The following is a 19,824-nucleotide window of genomic DNA, read 5'->3' as shown; positions in this document are numbered from 1 at the left end:
GGGGCTATGCAAAGCGATCAACAAAAGCGCATTCTTGGCTACTTCATTGAGGAAGCGCAGGAACACCTGACCACCATTGAGGATAGTTTGATGAATCTCCAGCAGGTGGTCAATGACCCTGAGGCGATGAGTGAAATGTTTCGGGCGGCCCACTCCGTCAAAGGGGGAGCGGCCATGCTCGGACTCCACAGTATTCAGCACACCGCCCACAAGCTGGAGGACTACTTTAAAATCCTGCGGGAGCATCCCGTCACCGTGGATGAAACCCTAGAGAACCTGTTTTTGCAAGCCTTTGATGCCCTGCGGGAACTCCTCGATGAATTGCAAGGCCCCTTTGGTTTGACGGAGGAGACAGCAACGGCAACCCTGAACCGGGTGGAGCCAGTCTTTAATCAACTGCAAGCTCACTTGAGCCACCTGACCCAAGGAGTAGAGGCGCCGCCGCCTGTGACTGCTTCTTCTGCCCCCGCGGCCGAACCCATTCAGCCAGCGGTACAACCCGTTGCTGATTCCAGCTACCGCTTAGTCTTTCAAACGGAGGTACCCGATCGCCTGCGGGCAATGTTGCAACTCTTTAAGCAGACCGATTCGCCCCAGGTGCGGCAAGAATTGGCGGCGGCCTGTTCTAATTTGGGTCAATTGGGGGAAACCTTTGCCCTGCCCCAGTGGGTTGAATTGCTGGCGATCGCCCAACAGGCGGTAAGTAACACGGCTCAGCCCCTCACGGCTTTGGCGCCAGTGGTGATCAAAGAGATTATGGCAGCTCGCGACTTGGTGCTCAATGGTCAAGGCAGTGCGATTCGTCCCAGTGACAGTTTAGTGGCGCTTCAACCCCCTGTGATTGAGGAGACTTCGGCTGTTGTTCCTGAAGAGCCAGAGCCTGCGGTCTTGGCATCAGCCCCCGTGACCCTTGAGGAACCATCGGCACCCCTTGAAATGGCCTCTGAGGTTGCTCCTCTAGATGCTCCTCTAGAGGTGGCTGCCCCTGAAGAAGTTGAGATTTCCGAGCCAATGAGTGGCGGCCATGGTGTCACTGTTTTTGGAGAGGAAAGTAGCACTGATTTCCAAGAATTGAGTGACATTTTTAGTGATCCAACAGCGCTGCCGACGGACTGGCTGGAGGACACCCTTGAGGAGAATTTGGCCAGTTTAGGACCGGTCGATGAAGCGGCCTTTGATGAGGAGATTTCCGACTTTTTGAACATGACTACGACTGAGGAGTTGCCTGAGGCAGAATCCAGCCTTGAGGCCATCCTCGATGACATTCAGGAACTTTCTGATGAGCGGCTCTCTGCAGAAGTGGTGGAGGCATCCCTTGATGATCTCACGCCGCCGGCGATCGCCGAAAGCATAGCTGAAGGTATTGAGGGGTCCCTAACACTTGAGAGTCCTGCTGAGGAGAGGGCAGCCGCAGAGCCCTCCGAACTCGATCTGAGTGCATTCCTTGCGGAATTTACCGAGGAAGCCCCCTCAGGGATGGCAGCTTTTGATGAGGCAGTTGCTTCCCTAGAAGATTTTTTGGGTGAGGTGGAAACCCCCGAGGTTCCCGATCTGCTTCCCCTAGAAGAGGATTCTGAAATCCCTGCCCTGAGTGATGTTGCTGAGGATGTGGCTGAGTTCCTCGAAGAGGTACCAGGTCTCAATGATGTCCTAGAAAACTTGGTCGTGGATAATGGGGCGGAGGAAGCCCTTTCAGAATTGATTACCCCGCCAAGCGTTGACGATCCTTGGGCGGAAACGCCCTCCGCCTTGGAGGGGCCAGCGATCGCCGAGCCAAGGATGCCTGACGTCCCAGCGGCAAATATGACTGAACCCGCAGCACTGGTGGAGGAGGTTGTACCCTCTGCCGAGACTGAGGGCATCGCCGAGCTAGAATCCCTGTTGCAGGAGTCTGTACCCTCTGCTGAGGCTGCGAGCATTGCTGAGCCCAAAGCAGTGGTGAATGACGCCACCGTACCTGCCACCCCCGAAAGCATCCTAGAGGAATTGGAGGGGTTGATTGAGCAAAGTACAACCCATACAACCCCACCCGAGGCTGCCCCGTTCCACGAACTGGATCAGCTTTTAGAGACGGCAGCACCACCGACATCCGCCTTTGAAGATCTAGAGCAGCTCTTGGGGCAAGCTACCCCTGGAGCACCCACGCCACCGCCGGCAACAGCAGCACCTCCCACCGCTGATGATAGTTTTGCCGATTTAGAGAAATTAATTCCCCAACCCGCAGGGAGGAGTGAAAAGGCGGCCACCCCTCGGCGAACCGCAGCAGGGGCAAAAGGTGGCTCCTTAGTGGAACAAACCATGCGGGTGCCGGTGCGCCACCTCGATACCCTGAGTAACCTCGTTGGGGAGTTGGTGGTCAACCGCAATAGCCTCGAGGACACCCAAGAACGCCTGCGGCAGTTTCTCGATAACCTGCTCTATCAGGTGCAACAACTGGGGGAAGTGAGCCAACAAATGCAGGACCTCTACGAGCGATCGCTCCTAGAGAGTTCACTGTTAGGTGTGACAACAGCACGGGCAGCCAATGGCCAAGAAGAACAGAGCACCCACGCCACGGGTGTCGAGTTTGATGCCTTGGAAATGGATCGCTTTACCGGCTTCCACACCCTCTCGCAGGAGGTGATTGAGCGGATTGTGCGGGTCCGGGAGGCAGCGGATGACATCCAGTACGTAATTGATGAAGTGGAGCAGGTGGCCCGGCAGTTTCGTCAAGTCACGACCCAAGTCCAAGAGGGCTTGAGCCGCTCCCGAATGGTCCCCTTCCGTGAAATGTCTTCCCGCTTACCGGGAGCGGTGCGCCGCGTTGCCAGTACCATCGGCAAACAAGTAGAACTCAAGATTGAGGGAGAAGATACCCTGATTGACAAGGGCATCCTTGAAAAACTCTTTGACCCGATGACCCACCTGATCAATAACGCTGTCTATCATGGTATTGAAATGCCCGAAGAGCGGCGACGATTAGGCAAACCCGAAAAAGGCCTAATTCGCGTACGGGCATTTTATCAAGGGAGTCAAGCGATTATCTCCATCAGTGACGATGGGGCAGGGATTGACCCAGAACGGGTAAAACGCAAAGCGATCGAGAAGGGTCTCCTGAAGGAGGCCGATGCCCCCAACCTTTCCCGCCAAGAGGTCTATGCCTTCCTCTTCCAATCGGGATTTAGCACCAAAGATCAAGCGGATGCCCTTGCCGGTCGGGGGGTGGGCATGGATGTGGTGCGCAAAAATCTGGAGGACATTCGCGGCACGATTAACATTGACTCCACGGTAGGCAAAGGCACCACATTTACCATCCGCCTACCCCTGACCCTGAGCATTACCAAAGCCCTCTGTTGCATTGATAACCACTGCCGCATTGCCTTCCCCCTTGACGGCGTGGAAGATATGCTGGATATTCCCCAAGAGCGCATCCAAACCCTAGAGGATGGTCAGCGCGTTCTCCCGTGGCGCGATCGCCAGCTGCCGGTGCGTAAACTCGGGGATTTGCTGAAGTACAGCCGCCCCATCAGCCGTAGCAGTGTCTATGGCGGTAGCACCCAAGATGATGGCATGGTCTCGATTGTCGTGCTGCGCAGTGGCGACGATCTCGTGGCCATGGAGGTGGATCAGGTCATTGGTGAACAGGAAATCGTGATCAAGCAGTTGTCGGGGCCGGTGCCGAAGCCGGTGGGGGTTGCTGGGGTCACTGTCCAAGGGGATGGCCGCGCGATGGCGATCGCTGACGTGCTGGAAATCATTGATCTGTCCCTAGGACGCATGGATCGCGAGTGGCGTGGGTTTGGCCACACCATGGAGGTCACCGAGCCAGAGGAAGCCTCCGAGCCCCTAGTGCTGATCATCGACGACTCAATTACGGTGCGGGAGTTGCTCTCAATGACCTTTACGCGGGCAGGCTACCGCGTCGAGCAGGCACGGGATGGTCAAGATGCGTGGGAAAAACTGCGCTCTGGCTTGCCCTGTGACTTAGTGTTTTGTGACATTGAGATGCCCCGCATGGATGGTTTGGAGTTGCTCTCCCGAATTCAAAAGGATCCTAAACTCAACCATCTGCCGATCGCCATGCTCACCTCCCGGGGTGCCGATCGCCACCGCAAGATGGCCGCGCAACTAGGGGCACGGGGCTACTTTACGAAGCCCTACCTGGAGGAGCAATTACTGGATGCAGCGGCGCGGCTCCTCAGGGGTGAAGTTCTTGTGCAGCAGGAGCCGACACCTACCTCATGAGTGAGCGATCGCCCACCCTAGCAGACTTCCTTGCCCAACTCCCCTTTGACCTGGATGCCTTTCAGGCGGCGGCAATCGCTGCCCTCGATGCAGGTCGCTCTGTGGTGGTTTGCGCCCCTACTGGGTCAGGCAAAACCCTCATTGGTGAGTATGCGATTCACCGTGCCCTGACGCGGCAGCAACGGGTGTTTTACACCACCCCCCTTAAGGCACTCTCAAACCAGAAGTGGCGTGACTTTCAGCAGCAGTTTGGCGCAGAGCAGGTGGGCCTCTTAACCGGGGATATCTCAATCAACCGTGATGCCCCGATTCTGGTGATGACGACGGAAATTTTCCGCAATATGCTCTATGGCACCCCCATTGGCGAAGTGGGCACCTCCCTTGCGGGCGTTGAAGTGGTGGTCCTGGATGAATGCCATTACATGAACGATCGCCAGCGGGGCACCGTCTGGGAAGAATCCATCATCTACTGTCCCAAAGAAATTCAACTGGTGGCTCTCTCCGCCACGATTGCCAACGGCGAACAACTCACCGACTGGATTCAATCTGTCCATGGGGATGCCGAACTCATCTACTCCGACTGGCGACCAATTCCACTGCACTTTTACTTTTGCAATGGCAAGGGACTCTTTCCCCTTTTGGATGGACAACGTAAACGCCTCAACCCGAAGCTCCACGGCCAGAGCGAACCGCGGCGCCGCGGCGGCAAGGGGGACTTCTTGAGCATTCGCTACGTGGTTAGTCAACTGCAGCAGCGGGACATGCTACCGGCGATTTACTTTATCTTTAGTCGCCGTGGCTGTGACCAAGCGGTTCAAGAGGTCCTGGGCATGAATCTGCTCACCAAGGCAGAACAGCAGGCACTGGCGGAACGGGTCGAGACCTTTTGGGTCCAGCATCAGGACATTGTTGCCCCGGAAATGATTGTCCCCCTCTACCAAGGGATTGCCGCTCACCATGCCGGGGTGCTCCCCGTGGTGAAAACCCTTGTGGAAACACTCTTTCAGGAAGGCCTGATCAAAATCGTCTTTGCCACAGAAACGCTGGCGGCAGGGATCAATATGCCGGCGCGCACCACTGTTATTTCTACCCTCTCAAAGCGCACTGACAGTGGTCATCGGCTCTTGACAGCCTCGGAGTTCCTCCAAATGGCAGGACGAGCCGGCCGCCGGGGCATGGATACGGTGGGTCATGTGGTTACCTTGCAAACCCCCTTTGAGGGTGCCCATGAAGCAGCATTTTTGGCCACCGCCGCTCCCGATCCCCTGATGAGCCAATTTACCCCCAGCTATGGCATGGTCTTGAACCTGCTCCAACGCCACACCCTTGAAGAAGCGCGGGAACTGGTGGAGCGCAGTTTTGGGCAATATTTGGCCACATTGCAACTGACACCGCAGCGGCAGGCGATCGCCCAACTGGAAACGGAACTGCAAACCGTGCAACAACGCCTTGCAGGCATTGATCGCCAGCAACTAGCGCAGTATCAAAAGCTGCGGGAACGGCTACGGCAGGATCAACGCCTCCTGAAAATCCTCGAACAGCAGGCGGAGCAGGAACGCGCCCAAGCACTTCTCCCTTTGATGATGGCAGTGCCACCGGGAACGTGGCTCCATATCAAATCCCCCCTACGGGAGCAGCGCCCCTTAGCCGCCGTCCTCTGTCAACCCGTTGCCGGTTCAGGCCAGTTGCCCCACTGGTTGTGCCTTGCTGCCGATGGTCGTTTGCGGGTAGTTGGCATTGATGACATTTTGGGGGTCTATCCCGATCGCCCCCCCTGTGATCGTCTCCCCCCCTCCCAGAGGCGATGAAACTGCGCCTAGGGGAAAGTTATCCCTGCCATGGGGCAGATCACTACCTGGGTTCCCTCCCTGATCTCCCACCCGTCTTAGCTGCGCCGGAGGTGGCTGCCCAAGCTGCTCAAATTGCCGACCTAGAGGCCAAACTCAGCCAACTGCAAGGAAGTCTGCCGCAAAATGTCCATTCGCTGCTGCGCTTAGTTCGTCGCGAAGAACGGCTACAAGCGGAGCTGCGCGATCGCCAGCAGAAGCTCCATCAACAGTCCCAACGCCACTGGGAGCAATTTCTTGCCCTCATTGCTGCACTGCAAGACTTTGGTGGCCTCAATGATCTGACCCCCACTCCCCTTGGGGAAATGGCCGCTGCCCTGCGGGGAGAGAACGAACTTTGGTTGGCCTTGGCCTTGGCCTCTGGCGAACTGGATGACTTGCCCCCCCACCTCTTGGCGGCAGCGATCGCGGCTCTAGTGACTGAAACACCCCGCTCCGACAGTTGGTGCAACTACCCCATTCCCAGTGAAGTGGAAGAACGCCTGGCCGCCCTGAGTCCGATTCGCCGGCGGCTCTTTCAGGTGCAGCGCCGCTATCACATTATTTTTCCCCTCTGGTACGAGTGGGATCTCATTGGCTTGGTGGAGCAGTGGGCCTTGGGTACACCGTGGAATGAATTGTGCGCTCAAACGAATCTTGATGCCGGCGATATTGTGCGATTGCTGCGGCGCACCCTCGATTTTCTTTCCCAAATTCCCCATGCACCTCACACCAGTCCCCAACTGCGCCAAAGTGCCGAGCAGGCACGCTATCTCCTCGATCGCTTCCCGGTCAATGACCTACTGGAAGGGGTGGAGCTAGAGGCGGCAACCGTATAGTTTGAGTCATTATAAGGAGTGGCTCAGGCGGGATTCGAACCTGCGACCTTGGGCTTATGAGTCCCCTGCTCTAACCACTGAGCTACTGAGCCGAAATTTTTGCGTAATCTTCATTATAACGCGAATATCTCAAAACTCAAGGCTCAGGCGAGCAAATTCCAGGGGAGTTCACTCTACAATAAAGAATAGATAAAGAATAGAGCCATTTAGGGGAAGGATAGGCGTTGAGCAAAGCAGAACGCACAGCTCTTGACAACAAGCTATCACAGCGATTTATTCATCTCGATCCAGCAGGGTATTTCATTATCTACATTGACCCTGAGCAAGACCTGATCTGGATGAAACACTATCCCAACGACATCAATGAGAAAGGCTTAGCAGTGGATCCCGACACCGGGAAACCCATTCCCACCAAAGGGAAAGTCACGCGGGAACCCGATCTGGTACTGAGCGGTCGCACAGCTAAGGAGTTATGTATTGAACTCTTTGAAAAAGATCGCCAACTGGTGACGATGTTTGACCATGCGGCCTATCTCGGTCGTGAATTGATGCGGGCACAGTTTTGTTTGGATGAAGGACTTGAGTATATCCAAGATTAGGCAACAGATTAGACAACACTGGCGCTGGAGGGTAGGGGCAGTCCTTTTGATGCTCTGTGCCCTAGTAGGTACTGCCCTATCAGCGATCGCCACCCCAGACGGGAGCGGCACTGTCGATGTTTTGCCCTTAAATGCCCAGTTGGGAGCGCAAATTTATCTGCAGCGCTGTGGCAGTTGCCATCTGGCGGTGCCCCCGGAAACACTGCCCACTCAAGCATGGCAGGTGCTGATTCAAGATACCAATCACTACGGCGCGACCCTCGAACCCATGCCCCGCCCAGAGTTAGTGCCGCTGTGGAACTATTTGCGCACCTATTCTCGACCGCTTCCTGAGGATGCCCAAATCCCCTTTCGCGTTGGGCGATCGCCCTTCTTTCGCATCCTCCATCCCCGTGTTGCAGTGCCGCAGCCAGTCACCCTCGATGGTTGTGCCCAGTGTCATCCCAAGGCCACCCTCTTTAACTTTCGTGAGCTCAGTCCGCAGTGGCTGGATTCCCCCTAGAATGTTTAGGGATGGCGAATTCTCCAGCGCCCCATGGGTTCTAGCTCCTCCAATCACTCTTCTTTGCCTCTTCAACGGATGATGATGCGCAGTCGCTGGCTACAGCAGGAGTGGTGGACGGTTGTGGCCCTCCTCCTCTGGGGAATTTTGTTTCTCCAATATGGGTTGCAGGAGCAACTGGGGTTACTGATTCACCCCAACTACTTTGGACTGGCGATCGCCAGTGGTTTTCTTTTAGTTGCTGTGAGTGGTTGGCAAGGGTGGCGGTTGTGGCGGGGGCGAGTAACACCTGGGCAACATGCTGCCCTCTTACCGGCCCGTTGGACGCTCACTATCCTCATTTTCGCGGCAGTGGCGGGCTTGGTGATTACGCCCCGTCCTTTCAATAGTGCGACGGCCATTCATCGCGGTCTCGAGGATGGCTTGACAGTGACACGCAATCGTCCAGTGGCTTTTCGCCTGAATCAACGGCCGCAGGAGCGCACACTCATTGACTGGATTCGCACCCTTGACGTCTATCCCGAACCCGACGCCTATAGCGGGCTACCGGCTCGCATTGAGGGATTTGCTGTCCATAGTCCCCAACTGCCACAGACCTATCTCACCCTCAGCCGCTTTGTGATTACCTGTTGTGCAGCGGATGCTTATCCGGTGGGCCTGCCAGTGAAATTGGGGCGATCGCGCCAAGCCTATCCCCAAGATCAGTGGTTTCGGGTTGAAGGTCGGATGACCACAGAAACCCTCAACAACCGCCGCCAATTGGTACTCGTTGCTGAGACGATCACGCCGATTCCTGAACCTGAAAATCCCTTTATGTACTGAGGCAATGCTTTTTCACCTGATTCACATTCCCTGTTGTAACCAAAGACAGCTTGGATAAAGCCAGATGGCTACGCCAGCAAGGATAATCTCCGATGACTCTCAGATCACTCAGCTCAAGGAGAGCGAAGAATCCTAGGGAAGCCTTCATGGGCGGTGAGGGACTCGAACCCCCGACAGCCTCGGTGTAAACGAGATACTCTACCAACTGAGTTAACCGCCCAAGTTCCAGAGTATTTATCATAGCAAAGGTATAGCCCATTTCTAAAATCTCGGTCCCCAAAGGGGGCCTAGCCTGTTCTACAGGAGTTTGAAGCAAGCCTGGACCATCTCCGGGAAAAGCACTGTAGGTCAATACGAGTCATCTCCTGTAAAGAAAATCCGCTAGGATCAACCTGTTGAGATATACAAGGAATGCCCTATGGGAGCAGCAACGGCAGCCAGTGATCAACGGCTACGGAATTTTGTGATTGCTGTTGTCGCCATTCTCATTAGTTTTGCCCTATTGGCTGGTTTACGCAGTAGCAATCAACCCCTCACCCTTGCCGAGCAAGCCAAACACGCTACCCCTTGGGAGGAGGCTCAAGTCAATGGCAAGCCCACACTTTTGGAGTTTTATGCCAACTGGTGCAGCACCTGTCGTTCGATGGCCAAGGATTTAGGGGAATTAAAGGGGCAATATCGCGATCGCGTGAACTTTGTCATGCTGAATGTGGACAACCCCAAGTGGCTACCGGAAATTGAGCAATTTAATGTGGATGGGATTCCCCACTTTGTCTTTCTGAATCGGCAACTGGAACCCCAAGCGGTGGCGATCGGCCTCCAACCCAAGGAAGTGATGGCCAAAAATCTTGAAGCCCTCAGCAATAACCTCCCCTTGCCCTATGGTCAACTGACGGGTGAAATGTCGCAACTCCCAGGTCCCCTCGCCCGTCAACGCAGTGATGATCCCCGTAGTCATGGGGGCTAGACGGTGGAACCCCAAGATGAGGTGCGCCAAGTCTATGAAGAGACCCAGGCGCGGATCAACCAGCTTTACCGCGAGTATGAGCAGATCAAAGCCACCCAAGCCCGCTTGAAAGAACCTAACCAGGCGGCCTTAGATCAACAGCGCGATCGCCTGCAACAGGAACTGCGGCAACTAGAGGCGGAGTTTGGCCTCACCCTGCTTTTTCATCTAGGAGAGGCGGCCCAGGAACGTTGGCAAGAGATTCTGGCTCAAGAAAACTTTTGGCAATTTGTGCGCTTTGCCGGTTTGGGGTTTATTCTTGGCCTCCTTGTTAAGAGCCTGATGGGCTGATCCTTAGGGCAGTTTGCCAGAGCCCGGGGCGAGAATCGGGAATGGGCATTGCGCCAACGGTCTTTGCATAAAACGCCTCTGCGGAGACCCAACCAATGACGGCATAGCCATAGCCTGCACTGCGCATTTGAGCCAAGGTTAACTGCAAGAGAAGGCGACCAATTCCCCGTCCTCGGTGCGGTTCTGCCACCGCCATGGGGCCAAACAGTCCTAGGGCGGCAGCATCATAGCAGGCAAAGCCGAGTAGTTCACCCTCTTGAACAGCAATCAGTCCCCGTGGGGGGCGTTGGCTGAAGGCGATCGCCACTTCACTCCGCCAACCGGCACTCAAGCGATCGCCCACCCACTGGACAATCCAATCCACTTCTGATCCCAAGGGCTGCCGATAGTGAATCCCCTGCTGTTGATGCGCCAGCACGGCGGGCCAATCCACCACCAGATCGTAGAGCCTGACCAGCATATCGGTCATTGGCTGTTTCCTGCCTTTTCTAGCGGCTCAAACTGACAAGGGGACGTTGGAGCGCCTGCATCAACTCGTCAAACTGATCCGGAGTAAGGGATTGGGCACCATCGGAAAGCGCCTTGGCTGGATTTGGGTGTACCTCAATCATCAGGGCATCAGCGCCTGCGGCCACAGCGGCTTTGGCCATTGCGGGCACAAATTCTGCCCAGCCAGTGCCATGACTGGGGTCAATCATAATCGGTAGATGGGTAAGCTTGCGCAGTACGGGAATCGCCCCTAAATCCAAGGTATTGCGGGTATATTCGCGGTCAAAGGTACGAATGCCCCGTTCACAGAGAATGACATTGGGATTTCCTGCCGCCAGAATGTACTCCGCAGCCATTAACCATTCCTCAATAGTGGCGGACATGCCCCGTTTCAGGAGGATGGGTTTAGGTTGGGCACCCACCCGCTTCAAGAGAGAAAAATTTTGCATATTGCGGGCACCAATTTGCAGCACATCGGCCACTTCGGCAATTTTGTCTAAATCCGCTGCGTCCATCACTTCGGTAATGATGCCCAAACCGGTTGCTGCTTTTGCTGCCGCCAGCAGCTCAAGGGCACTTTCGCCATGCCCCTGGAAGGCATAGGGGGAGGTACGGGGTTTGTAGGCGCCGCCGCGCAGGAATTTGGCCCCCGCTGCTTTCACCCGCTGCGCCGTTTCAATGATCATGGCCTCATTCTCAACCGAGCAAGGCCCCGCCACAACCACCACATCATGGCCTTCGCCGAAGATAACCTCTCCATTGGGCGTTGATACCACCACTTCACTGGGTTCGCCGTGGCGATACTCGCGGCTGGCTCGCTTGAAGGGTTGCTCGACCCGCAAAACGTGTTCAATCCAAGGGCTAATTTCTTGAATGCGCAGCGGATCGAGTTCTGCCGTTTCTCCGACCAGGCCAATCACCACTTTATGCTTGCCAACAATTTTTTCAGGGGTCAATCCCCAACTTTGCATTTCACTGCTGACCCGCTCAATTTCTTCACTGGGGGTGCCACTTCTTAGAACAATAATCATCAGCTTGCTGATCCTAAATTTTTGGCTTAGGGTTTGATTGTATTTTGCCAAATTGGTTCGATTCTGCCTATGTTGCGTCGTTCCCAAGGCCTGCGGTTTCTGATTTCCCTAGCGATCGCCACCGTGGTTGTGCTCTCCCTTTGGAGCGCCATGATTGGCTCTATTCCCAAGGGGGATCTGCCCCTTGATCTCAGCCAAGCCGTATCTATTAATGATCCAGAATTTGATACGCCAGCGGAATCGTTGCCCCCCTTGCCAGAGTCCTCCCCTGAGAATCCGCTGCTGCCTCTCCAGCGCAGTGACGGCGCTGCCTACGATCGCCTCTTTGCTCAAGTGCGCCAAGTTCATCAACAGTGTGCAGCTGCCCCCCCTTGGTACAGTGTGCCCGCCGACCCCACTAATTTTGGCGATCGCTACCGTACCGATTTTCGGCCTCAAGTGTTGGATCATCAACCCCTGATTGTTTTACATGAAACGGTGGCCTCTGCCGGATCAGCCCTCAACTTTTTCCAAACACCGCATCCCCGCGATGAAGAACAGGCCAGCTACCATGAATTGATTACCCTCAACGGTTGGCTGCTGCACTTAGTGCCTTGGTCGAAGCGAGCCTATGGTGCCGGCAATTCCGCCTTTGGCAAGGAAGCGGCGCAGACAAACCCCCGCCTTGCCCCTTCGGTGAATAATTTTGCCCTCCACTTTTCCCTAGAAACACCGCCCCAGGGGCGCCACAATGGCTCTAGCCATACTGGTTACACCGATGCCCAATACCGCACCTTGGCGTGGCTAGTGGCGCAAACAGGAATTGATCGCCAACGGGTAACAACCCATGCGGCGGTCGATCGCTCCGGGGAACGTATCGATCCGCGTAGCTTTGATTGGGTTAAATTTAAGCGCTATTGGCAGCTCTATCGCGATCGCCCCTGTGGAGATCCCCCTCGCTAAAAGTAGCGATCCAAGAATGTCTCTAGGGACTCAAAGGAGAGTTGAAAATAGGTTTGGGCACGCTCAATTTCACTGGCAGGGCAAAGACTTTCATAGGCCAACAGCGTCCGCAGCGTCCCAAGACTGGCTTCCAAATCACGACTCATGACGCCAAGCAACTGGCGAGCACCATCAATGACACTCAGGGGCAGTGTCATGACAAAGGGGCGTTTATTGAAAAAGCGACCAAGGCGATCAGCAATCTCTTGGCGGGTTAAAACCTCTGGATGCGCCATGCTAAAAATCGCTGGCTGACGGGCTTGGCTGGCAATGAGAATACAGCGGGCTAAATCGTCGGGACTGAGCAGTTGCAGCCGATGCTGCGGCTCCCCAAGGACAATGTAAACCCCCGTCTGCTGAAAGCGCGCCGCAAGGGGAAGCAAACTCGACATCAGGGTGGGACAGCGAAAAATGCCGTAGTTGAGACCACTGCTGATGAGCACCTGCTCGACTTCGTACTTGGCCTTGAGAAAGGGGGACTGCTGGCGATCGCCCGTCACCGCCAGAGGAGAAATCAGCGCTAGATAGCGCACCCCCTGTTCCTGAGCCACCTGAATCACATCCAAGGTGGCACGGTAATCAATCGCTTGAATGGCACGGCTGAGTAACTGACTACCATGGCAGCAAATGACCGCCTCCACTCCCCCCATGGCAGCCTGAATATCGCGAGGCTGTTGCAGATCACCAATGAAAATCTCAGCACCCCATTCCTTGAGAAGATCGTATTGGCTCGTTAGGCGCACAAACGCCCGTACAGGTAGCCCCAACGCGATACAGCGGCGCACCACCCGCAAACCTAGTTGTCCTGTGGCACCCGTAACCAAGTACATGAAGCGCAACCATTAAAGGATTCTTGTCTCAGCGTGCCCTAGGGGGAGCCACAATGCAAGACTCTTGAATTTATGAAGTAATAAATTTTATGGTCATTATCTTTTGTAGCTAAGTTATTGTGAGCCGACTGCTTGCTTTTTATATGCATGAAAGTGGCAGCTAGTTACTTTGCGGTTGGCGAAGTACTGATCAAACACGATGTTGATACACACTTAAATAGTAATAATTAAATAGTAATAAATAGTAAGAGCCTTTACCACATAGGGATAAAGTACGCCTGTTTTGATAATCTTTTTGATAATCTCCCCTAAAAATCACAAAATCGCTACCTTAACTTTTAGTGGGGTTTTGTCCGGCAGTCGTACAACTACCCCGCAGCAGTACTCCAAACATACGCCAAATAATACCAAATAACATTTTTTGAGGAAATCTGATCAGTGGCCATAGAGAACAGGTCGAGAATGGGTTAACTTAAGGAATACCCTTGAGAATCTTCATCAGAACTCTGTGCCGCATGACACTTGACTTTTCTGCTGCTCAGCACCTTAGCCATCAGTTGTTTGCTGCCCTGAAACCAACAGAGGTGCTTTTCGTTAAAATTGCAAGTGAATCCAGCCAGTTTATTCGCTTCAATCGGGCGCGGGTTCGTCAAATTGGCACCGTAGAAGATACGGTGGTGACACTGCGGTTGCAAGTCCAGCAACGGACGGCGAGCACTTCCTTTCCCTATACGGGGACGGCAGATCTGGCGGCTGCCCTAGAGTATTTGGCGCAATTGCGCTCAGAAACGGTTCAGCTCCCTGTGGATCCCTACCTAGTGCCACCAACGGATACGGGCTCTATTCAAGACACCTACCTTGGCCGCTTGCCTGATCCTGACTCGGTTGTAGAAACCCTCCTCAAACCCGTGCAAGACCTTGATTTTGTCGGCATTTATAGTGGCGGCACCATCGCTCGCGGTAGCTTTAACTCCGCAGGCCAGGAGCACTGGTTTGCCACGGAAACCTTTTGCTTGGATTATTCCCTCTTTACAGACACGGGCAAGGCAGTCAAAAATAGCTATGCCAGTACCCATTGGGACACTGCCACCTACGAAGCCCAAATTGCCAGCGATCGCCAGCAGTTAGCCCAGTTGGCACAGCCGCCGCGCCAGCTGCCGCCAGGACGCTATCGCACCTACTTTGCCCCCGCTGCTGTCGCTGAACTCGTGGGGATGCTCTCCTGGGGAGCCGTCAGTGAGGCCGCCTATCGTCAAGGGGGCAGTGCCCTCGCCAAGTTACGGGAAGGGGTTACTCTATCCCCCCTTTTCAATTTGCAGGAGGACTTTACCAGCGGCACAGTGCCCCGCTTCAATAGCGATGGCGATATCGCTCCGCCCTACCTGTCTTTAATTGAGCGCGGCCAATTGCAAACGCTGCTTATTAGTCGGCGCACGGCTCAGGAATACAACCTGGTGGCCAATGGTGCCAACCGCCAAGAAAGCCTGCGATCGCCCCTAGTGCTGGCCGGTACCCTGCCAGCGGTGGATGCGCTTGCTGCCCTCGATACAGGGCTGTACGTCGGCAATTTGCACTACCTGAACTGGAGCGATCGCCCCAATGGACGAATAACAGGCATGACCCGCTACGCCTGTTTTTGGGTAGAGCAGGGCAAAATCGTTGCCCCGATTAGCGATCTGCGGTTTGATGACAGTCTGTATGACTTTTGGGGCAATAACCTAGAAGCCTTGACGGACACCCCCCTTTGGATCGCCAACACCGATACCTACGAACGCCGCTCCCTTGGGGGCATTACGGTGCCGGGGATGCTCGTCAAAGCCTTTCAGTTTACGCTCTAGGTTACTCCTAAGTTACTCGGCGGTGGCCAGTTCAGTGCTGCCGCGCTGTTTGCGACGAGTCAGCGTATTAAAGAGCAACTGCCCAATGGCCTTGATCAGGTTGCCCTCCAGTTCCTGGAAGAGCTTCATGTTCATGCCAAAGGCGGCATTGGCCTCATCCACAATCTGGTCTGCAGTGGCCTCATCCACCGGCAGTTCATCGAGGCGTTGGCGATAGAGTTGCTTAAAGGCCTTTTCGTCACTAATGGACTCGAACCGATAAAACGCTGTACCTTCGCCATCTTGCAAATTCATCGCCCGCTCAGCAATCCCTTTGAGGATTTGGCCGCCCGAAAGATCCCCTAGGTAGCGGGTGTAGGAGTGGGCCACCAAAAGTTCCGGAGCAGTATTGGCCACTTCATGGATGCGGGCAACATAGGCCTGCGTGGCTGGCGAGGGGGTAATTTCCTCGCGCCAATTGGAGCCAAAGTAATAGGTGAGATCTCGCTCAAGGCTACTTTTGCGGTTCAGCTCCGGAAAGTAAATTTTGCCAACAATGGGATGATCTTTGAGCCGCTCCATCTCCTGTTCCATGGCGCTGTAAACGTGATAGAGGCTGGCAACGAGCTTGCGGTAGGAGCTTTTTTCTACGGTGCCTTTGAGGAAGCAGCGCACAAAGCCAACGTTCTCGGCCATGGTATGGGCTTTTTTGGTGCCTTCGCGCAATTTCGTCGCTAGAGACGTCGTCATCACGAGATCCTTCTTAAAGATTTGCAATGTTTTGTTTCTAAAAACGACCGTCACCACAGTCTATTTTTCAGACTAAGGGCAAATGACACCCTTTTTCATTAAAAATCATTAAGGCGATCGCGGGCCGCCGCGAGGGCTTGGCGCACCTGATCAAACCCCGTCCCGCCATAGCTATTGCGGGCAGCCACCACTTGGCGGGGGGCGATCCGTTGGTAAATATCCGCCCCAAAGGCGGGGTGCAGGGCTTGCCATTCCTCAAGGGTGAGGTCTTTGAGGAGCTTCTTCTGAGCAACACAGGTTTTCACCACTTGCCCCACCAAGTTATAGGCCTCGCGGAAGGGCACCCCTTTGCTGGCCAAGTAGTCGGCCACATCCGTGGCATTGGCAAAATCACTCTCCACCGCCGCCGCCAAGCGTTGGGTTTGGAACACCAGCCCCTCGGCCATCAGGATTGTCATCGCCCCTAGGCAGGCACGCACCGTATCAACGGCATCGAAAAGGGCTTCTTTATCTTCTTGCAAATCCTTGTTGTAGGCCAAGGGTAGTCCCTTCATCATCACCAAGAGGGCTTGCAAATGGCCAAAGACGCGGCCGCTTTTCCCCCGCACCAATTCTGGTACATCGGGATTTTTCTTTTGGGGCATGATACTAGAACCGGTGGCACAGCTATCGGTGAGCCGCACAAAGGCAAACTCCTCAGAGGCCCAGAGAATAATCTCCTCCGCGAGCCGCGATAGGTGCACCATGATCAGGCTAGCGGCACAGAGAAATTCAATGGCAAAATCGCGATCGCTGACGGCATCGAGGCTATTGCGATAGGGTTCCCGAAAGCCCAATAATTCCGCTGTGTAGTGGCGATCGATGGGGAACGTTGTGCCCGCCAGTGCCCCAGCCCCCAAGGGAGAGACATTTACCCGCTCCCGAATTTGCCGCAGTCGCTCAATGTCCCGCTGCGCCATTTCCACATAGGCCAGCAGATGGTGAGCCAAGCTCAGCGGTTGTGCCCGTTGCAGGTGGGTGTAACCAGGGATGAGGGTTTCCACATGGGATTCTGCTAAATCTAGCAGGGTGCGCTGCCACTGCCGCAGTTGTTGAAGAATGTGGTCAATTTCTGAGCGCAAATAGAGGCGAATATCGGTGCCCACCTGATCGTTGCGCGAGCGCGCCGTGTGCAGTTTCTTACCCACCTCCCCAACCAATTCTGTGAGGCGGCGTTCGACGGCAAAGTGAACATCCTCGGCTTCAATGCCGGGGGTAAACTGGCCGGCTCGGTATTCTTGGCGAATTTGCTCTAGGCCTTGGAGCAGCGTTTCTGCTTCCTCAGGGGAAATAATCCCCGTTTTTGCCAGCATGCGCGCATGGGCTTGGGAGCCGGTCAGATCGTATTCAATGAGGCGAATGTCAAAACCAATACTGGCATTAAAGCGAGCGATCGCTGGATGGAGGGCTTGTTCAAAGCGTTGGCTCCAGGGCTGGGGTTGGGCAGTCACAGGCAGTTCGCAGAGCTAAAAGTTTAGGAGCTTACCAAAGATCCAACCAATGGCCAGACCAATAATCAGTGCCCACAGTTGGCCCGAATCGACAAAGTTTGCCCACGCCTTAGAAAAGTCTTCCCCCAACGTGTCTTTGAATTTTTGTGCCACGATAATTTGTGGCTCGATCCGCATTTGGCTGGCAATAAAGTAGTTGGGTGCAGGATTCATAGCTGAGCACTAGCGACAACTTCACTGAGGTTTATCCTAGCGGAGGTGGGGGCGATCGCCAACTGGTATCCCAACACCGAGGCCTAGGGACAGCCTCTTGCGACCATTCAAGAAGAATAGCGCGATCGCGCCCCTGTTTTTTGGCCTGATAAAGCGCAGTATCAGCAATGGCAAGCATCTCAGTTAAGGTGCTCTGACTTTCCCCGGCAGGGACAAAGCATAGCCCAGCACTGACTGTTATGTAGCGATGGTGCGCCGTGTCTGCTTGGGGGATTTTCAGTTCCCGCACGTGATGGAGCATCCGTTCAAGGATTTGTAGAGCCGCGCCAGCGGAAACATAGGGGAGTACAAGGGCAAACTCCTCACCCCCATAACGGGCAATGACATCGTTGGAGCGCAAATGGGCCTTAAGGGTTTGAGCCACCTGTTGTAGGACGCGATCGCCCGCCAAATGACCACAGCAGTCGTTATAGGCTTTGAAGTCATCAATATCAATCAGTGCCACCGTCAAAGCCTGACCTTCGGCTTGAGTCTGTTGCCAGAGACGATTCAGTGCCGCGTCAAAAAAGCGACGATTGCCTAACCCTGTCAAGGCATCCTGTTCCGCAAGGCTCTGGAGGTGCTGTTTTTCCTGCTCTAGGGCTTGTTGGCATTGCTGCAATTCCTTCACAAGGGCGATTTGCCGAGCCAATTCCCTCTGTAGTTGCTGCAACTGGCGAGCGAGTAACTGCTGATTGTGGGAAAAGCTAGGCACAATCCGTGTCAAAATAACGGGTTCATCATGCAGATTGACACCAACGCCTTCAAGGACCCAGTGATTTCCTTCAGGCTGGGGAACCGGAAAATGGGCAGCCAACATCTGGGCATTCCCTTGGCACAGCTTTAACCATCCCTGTACCTGCTCCTGCGATTGCTGGAGCAGCAGTGCGAGGGATTCACCAATTAATTCTTGGGTATGCCGCTGCCAAAAAAGTGAAGCACCATCGTTGATCGCTAGAATTTCACCGCTACCGTTGACGATCGCGATCGGCTCCGGAAAAAGGCGAATATACTCAGCAAGTGTGTCCGTCATTTGTTTTGTTTAAGCCCATATCAAAGTAAGGTTTGTGATGATAAAAAATATTTCAGGAACACACTAAGTATTACAGATTGTTTGCTAGATTACAGTTTTTCTAATTGTTCGGCTATCCTAAGGATAGGCGATTAGACAGAAAAAATCTAATCCGAAGGCGGTTGGTAACTGTAGTAATCGGGAAAAACAACGTAAAGGGGCTTGTTAAGAATCGTTGCTATTTCCTTTTCAACCATTGCCGAGCGCGAGCGGCCATGAATCACTGCCGATACACAGTGGCGCGAAACCCCTAGCTTTTTGCCAATTTTGGCACCATTCCAACCCCGCTTCCGCAGTTCTGCCTTGATGTCCTCGGGATGCATAATGCTGTTATAAACTTCTGCCCGACAAAGTTTTAACTGTAGTTTAATTGCAGGCAGTAAGGTTGTCAAGTGACAACTTTTGACAGTGTAGCGAAAGTGGGCGTTGATGAGATTAACATGTAAAGTTATTAGTTAAAATTAACATGTAAAGTTATTAGATGAGATTAACATGTAAAGTTATTGAGAAACACAATGCCCTGTCTAGGGATGTATTTCGGTTCCCCATGGTTAGTCCACTCTCTCAAAAGCAACTCTCTAAGCTTCTACGTTATAAACGGGGGATGCGCAGTCAACGTGCCTTTGCCGCTGAGTTAGGAATCTCCTATACCTGCTTGCAAAAATGGGAAAATATGGTGTCATTTCCAAATACCGCAAACCTGTTAAAGTTAAGTCGGGTTTTTGGCTTTAATAATTTAGAGAGCTTTATGGCCTACCTCAATGAAACGGAAGTCACCTATCCAGAAGAAGAACAACTGGTGGCTGAGATTCTTGGCAAATTGCGTCACTTACCTCCGGCTAGGGCAATTCAGTTGCTGGAAACAGCCTTAGAGTTGTTAAAGGCTGCTGCTAATAGCAAAGGGGACGCTTGAGAATTGTTTAAGTTCCCAGAGAATTATGGCAAATGTCTTGGGGGGCGATCGCCTGCCGCAGTTTGCCGCTTCTATGGCATCCTGAAAGGG

Annotated in this window: 17 protein-coding genes, 2 tRNA genes and 1 pseudogene; 10 read left to right on the top strand and 10 right to left on the bottom strand. The window is 54.1% G+C overall.

Annotated elements, in window-relative coordinates; all coding sequences use genetic code 11:
* Positions 1 to 6: 6 nt before the first annotated feature.
* Entirely contained in the window at positions 7 to 4,224 is a 4,218-nt protein-coding gene (locus tag NK55_RS14125; RefSeq protein ID WP_024123874.1) for a response regulator, read from the top strand.
* Positions 4,221 to 6,889: pseudogene (locus NK55_RS00310) on the top strand (DEAD/DEAH box helicase). The gene NK55_RS14125 and the pseudogene NK55_RS00310 overlap by 4 nt, the downstream one beginning before the upstream one ends.
* Before the next feature lie 19 nt (positions 6,890 to 6,908).
* On the opposite strand, the gene NK55_RS00305 reads toward NK55_RS00310, so the two are convergent.
* A tRNA-Met gene (locus tag NK55_RS00305) sits at positions 6,909 to 6,981 on the bottom strand.
* A 132-nt stretch (positions 6,982 to 7,113) separates the two neighbouring features.
* On the opposite strand from NK55_RS00305, the gene NK55_RS00300 reads away from it, so the two are divergent.
* The 3 genes from NK55_RS00300 (at position 7,114) to NK55_RS00290 (ending at position 8,812) form a co-directional block, all read left to right on the top strand.
* Positions 7,114 to 7,488 (top strand): DUF4346 domain-containing protein, encoded by a 375-nt coding sequence (locus NK55_RS00300; protein WP_024123873.1) that lies wholly within the window; start codon positions 7,114 to 7,116, stop codon positions 7,486 to 7,488.
* 49 nt (positions 7,489 to 7,537) lie between these two features.
* Positions 7,538 to 7,990, top strand: coding sequence for a diheme cytochrome c (locus NK55_RS00295; protein ID WP_225871763.1), 453 nt, complete (start codon positions 7,538 to 7,540; stop codon positions 7,988 to 7,990).
* A gap of 78 nt (positions 7,991 to 8,068) precedes the next feature.
* Positions 8,069 to 8,812, top strand: a complete 744-nt coding sequence (locus NK55_RS00290; protein WP_225871762.1) for a TIGR03943 family putative permease subunit — start codon at positions 8,069 to 8,071, stop codon at positions 8,810 to 8,812.
* Positions 8,813 to 8,959: 147 nt separating this feature from the next.
* On the opposite strand, the gene NK55_RS00285 is transcribed toward NK55_RS00290, so the two are convergent.
* Positions 8,960 to 9,032 (bottom strand) — tRNA-Val (locus tag NK55_RS00285).
* 198 nt (positions 9,033 to 9,230) lie between these two features.
* Here NK55_RS00285 and NK55_RS00280 point away from each other — a divergent pair.
* Positions 9,231 to 9,779, top strand: a complete 549-nt coding sequence (locus NK55_RS00280; protein WP_024123870.1) for a thioredoxin family protein — start codon at positions 9,231 to 9,233, stop codon at positions 9,777 to 9,779.
* Between the two features lie 3 nt (positions 9,780 to 9,782).
* On the top strand, positions 9,783 to 10,109 hold the full coding sequence (locus tag NK55_RS00275; protein ID WP_024123869.1) for a hypothetical protein: 327 nt from the start codon (positions 9,783 to 9,785) through the stop codon (positions 10,107 to 10,109).
* Here NK55_RS00275 and NK55_RS00270 read toward each other — a convergent pair.
* Together NK55_RS00270 and aroF are read right to left on the bottom strand one after the other, a co-directional pair.
* Positions 10,090 to 10,578, bottom strand: coding sequence for a GNAT family N-acetyltransferase (locus tag NK55_RS00270; protein WP_024123868.1), 489 nt, complete (start codon positions 10,576 to 10,578; stop codon positions 10,090 to 10,092). The two genes, NK55_RS00275 and NK55_RS00270, sit on opposite strands and share 20 nt — an antisense overlap.
* Before the next feature lie 19 nt (positions 10,579 to 10,597).
* Positions 10,598 to 11,629 carry a 3-deoxy-7-phosphoheptulonate synthase gene (aroF, locus tag NK55_RS00265; RefSeq protein ID WP_024123867.1) on the bottom strand — a complete coding sequence of 344 codons (1,032 nt, stop codon included), beginning with the start codon at positions 11,627 to 11,629 and terminating at the stop codon, positions 10,598 to 10,600.
* A gap of 69 nt (positions 11,630 to 11,698) precedes the next feature.
* Between aroF and NK55_RS00260 the strand changes: the two genes are divergently transcribed.
* Complete coding sequence (locus tag NK55_RS00260; protein ID WP_024123866.1) at positions 11,699 to 12,571, top strand: peptidoglycan recognition family protein; 873 nt, start codon at positions 11,699 to 11,701, stop codon at positions 12,569 to 12,571.
* Here NK55_RS00260 and NK55_RS00255 read toward each other — a convergent pair.
* Positions 12,568 to 13,440, bottom strand: coding sequence for an SDR family oxidoreductase (locus tag NK55_RS00255; RefSeq protein WP_024123865.1), 873 nt, complete (start codon positions 13,438 to 13,440; stop codon positions 12,568 to 12,570). The genes NK55_RS00260 and NK55_RS00255 overlap by 4 nt on opposite strands.
* Positions 13,441 to 13,955: 515 nt before the next feature.
* Between NK55_RS00255 and NK55_RS00250 the strand changes: the two genes are divergently transcribed.
* The gene (locus NK55_RS00250; protein WP_024123864.1) at positions 13,956 to 15,278 is read left to right on the top strand and encodes a TldD/PmbA family protein; all 1,323 of its coding nucleotides are present in this window, start codon (positions 13,956 to 13,958) and stop codon (positions 15,276 to 15,278) included.
* A 12-nt stretch (positions 15,279 to 15,290) separates the two neighbouring features.
* Here the strand turns inward: NK55_RS00250 and NK55_RS00245 are convergent, their stop codons facing one another.
* From NK55_RS00245 to NK55_RS00225, 5 genes are all read right to left on the bottom strand, one after another.
* The gene (locus NK55_RS00245; protein WP_024123863.1) at positions 15,291 to 16,007 is read right to left on the bottom strand and encodes a heme oxygenase (biliverdin-producing); all 717 of its coding nucleotides are present in this window, start codon (positions 16,005 to 16,007) and stop codon (positions 15,291 to 15,293) included.
* Between the two features lie 98 nt (positions 16,008 to 16,105).
* Positions 16,106 to 17,497, bottom strand: coding sequence for an argininosuccinate lyase (gene argH, locus NK55_RS00240; protein WP_024123862.1), 1,392 nt, complete (start codon positions 17,495 to 17,497; stop codon positions 16,106 to 16,108).
* A 15-nt stretch (positions 17,498 to 17,512) separates the two neighbouring features.
* Complete coding sequence (locus tag NK55_RS00235) at positions 17,513 to 17,710, bottom strand: hypothetical protein (RefSeq protein ID WP_024123861.1); 198 nt, start codon at positions 17,708 to 17,710, stop codon at positions 17,513 to 17,515.
* Positions 17,711 to 17,741: 31 nt separating this feature from the next.
* Positions 17,742 to 18,782 (bottom strand): GGDEF domain-containing protein, encoded by a 1,041-nt coding sequence (locus NK55_RS12210; RefSeq protein ID WP_024123860.1) that lies wholly within the window; start codon positions 18,780 to 18,782, stop codon positions 17,742 to 17,744.
* Positions 18,783 to 18,928: 146 nt separating this feature from the next.
* Complete coding sequence (locus NK55_RS00225) at positions 18,929 to 19,144, bottom strand: helix-turn-helix domain-containing protein (RefSeq protein ID WP_024123859.1); 216 nt, start codon at positions 19,142 to 19,144, stop codon at positions 18,929 to 18,931.
* A 281-nt stretch (positions 19,145 to 19,425) separates the two neighbouring features.
* Here NK55_RS00225 and NK55_RS00220 point away from each other — a divergent pair, with 281 nt between their 5' ends.
* Positions 19,426 to 19,734: a helix-turn-helix domain-containing protein gene (locus NK55_RS00220; RefSeq protein ID WP_157869603.1), complete on the top strand. Its 309-nt coding sequence runs from the start codon at positions 19,426 to 19,428 to the stop codon at positions 19,732 to 19,734.
* Positions 19,735 to 19,824: the final 90 nt, after the last annotated feature.

The organism is Thermosynechococcus sp. NK55a, assembly GCF_000505665.1.
GTDB lineage: Bacteria > Cyanobacteriota > Cyanobacteriia > Thermosynechococcales > Thermosynechococcaceae > Thermosynechococcus.
Note: the sequence above shows the minus strand (reverse complement) of the source record. Positions and strands in the feature narration are given on the sequence as shown.

What these genes read in the sequence shown, in the direction of transcription:
- NK55_RS14125 (WP_024123874.1), top strand. Translation starts at nt 7, where the DNA reads ATGCAAAGCGATCAACAAAAGCGCATTCTTGGCTACTTCATTGAGGAA.
- NK55_RS00295 (WP_225871763.1), top strand. Translation starts at nt 7,538, where the DNA reads ATGCTCTGTGCCCTAGTAGGTACTGCCCTATCAGCGATCGCCACCCCA.
- NK55_RS00290 (WP_225871762.1), top strand. Translation starts at nt 8,069, where the DNA reads ATGATGATGCGCAGTCGCTGGCTACAGCAGGAGTGGTGGACGGTTGTG.
- NK55_RS00280 (WP_024123870.1), top strand. Translation starts at nt 9,231, where the DNA reads ATGGGAGCAGCAACGGCAGCCAGTGATCAACGGCTACGGAATTTTGTG.
- NK55_RS00270 (WP_024123868.1), bottom strand. Translation starts at nt 10,578, where the DNA reads ATGACCGATATGCTGGTCAGGCTCTACGATCTGGTGGTGGATTGGCCC.
- aroF (WP_024123867.1), bottom strand. Translation starts at nt 11,629, where the DNA reads ATGATTATTGTTCTAAGAAGTGGCACCCCCAGTGAAGAAATTGAGCGG.
- NK55_RS00260 (WP_024123866.1), top strand. Translation starts at nt 11,699, where the DNA reads ATGTTGCGTCGTTCCCAAGGCCTGCGGTTTCTGATTTCCCTAGCGATC.
- NK55_RS00255 (WP_024123865.1), bottom strand. Translation starts at nt 13,440, where the DNA reads ATGTACTTGGTTACGGGTGCCACAGGACAACTAGGTTTGCGGGTGGTG.
- NK55_RS00250 (WP_024123864.1), top strand. Translation starts at nt 13,956, where the DNA reads ATGACACTTGACTTTTCTGCTGCTCAGCACCTTAGCCATCAGTTGTTT.
- NK55_RS00245 (WP_024123863.1), bottom strand. Translation starts at nt 16,007, where the DNA reads ATGACGACGTCTCTAGCGACGAAATTGCGCGAAGGCACCAAAAAAGCC.
- NK55_RS00235 (WP_024123861.1), bottom strand. Translation starts at nt 17,710, where the DNA reads ATGAATCCTGCACCCAACTACTTTATTGCCAGCCAAATGCGGATCGAG.
- NK55_RS12210 (WP_024123860.1), bottom strand. Translation starts at nt 18,782, where the DNA reads ATGACGGACACACTTGCTGAGTATATTCGCCTTTTTCCGGAGCCGATC.
- NK55_RS00225 (WP_024123859.1), bottom strand. Translation starts at nt 19,144, where the DNA reads ATGCATCCCGAGGACATCAAGGCAGAACTGCGGAAGCGGGGTTGGAAT.
- NK55_RS00220 (WP_157869603.1), top strand. Translation starts at nt 19,426, where the DNA reads ATGCGCAGTCAACGTGCCTTTGCCGCTGAGTTAGGAATCTCCTATACC.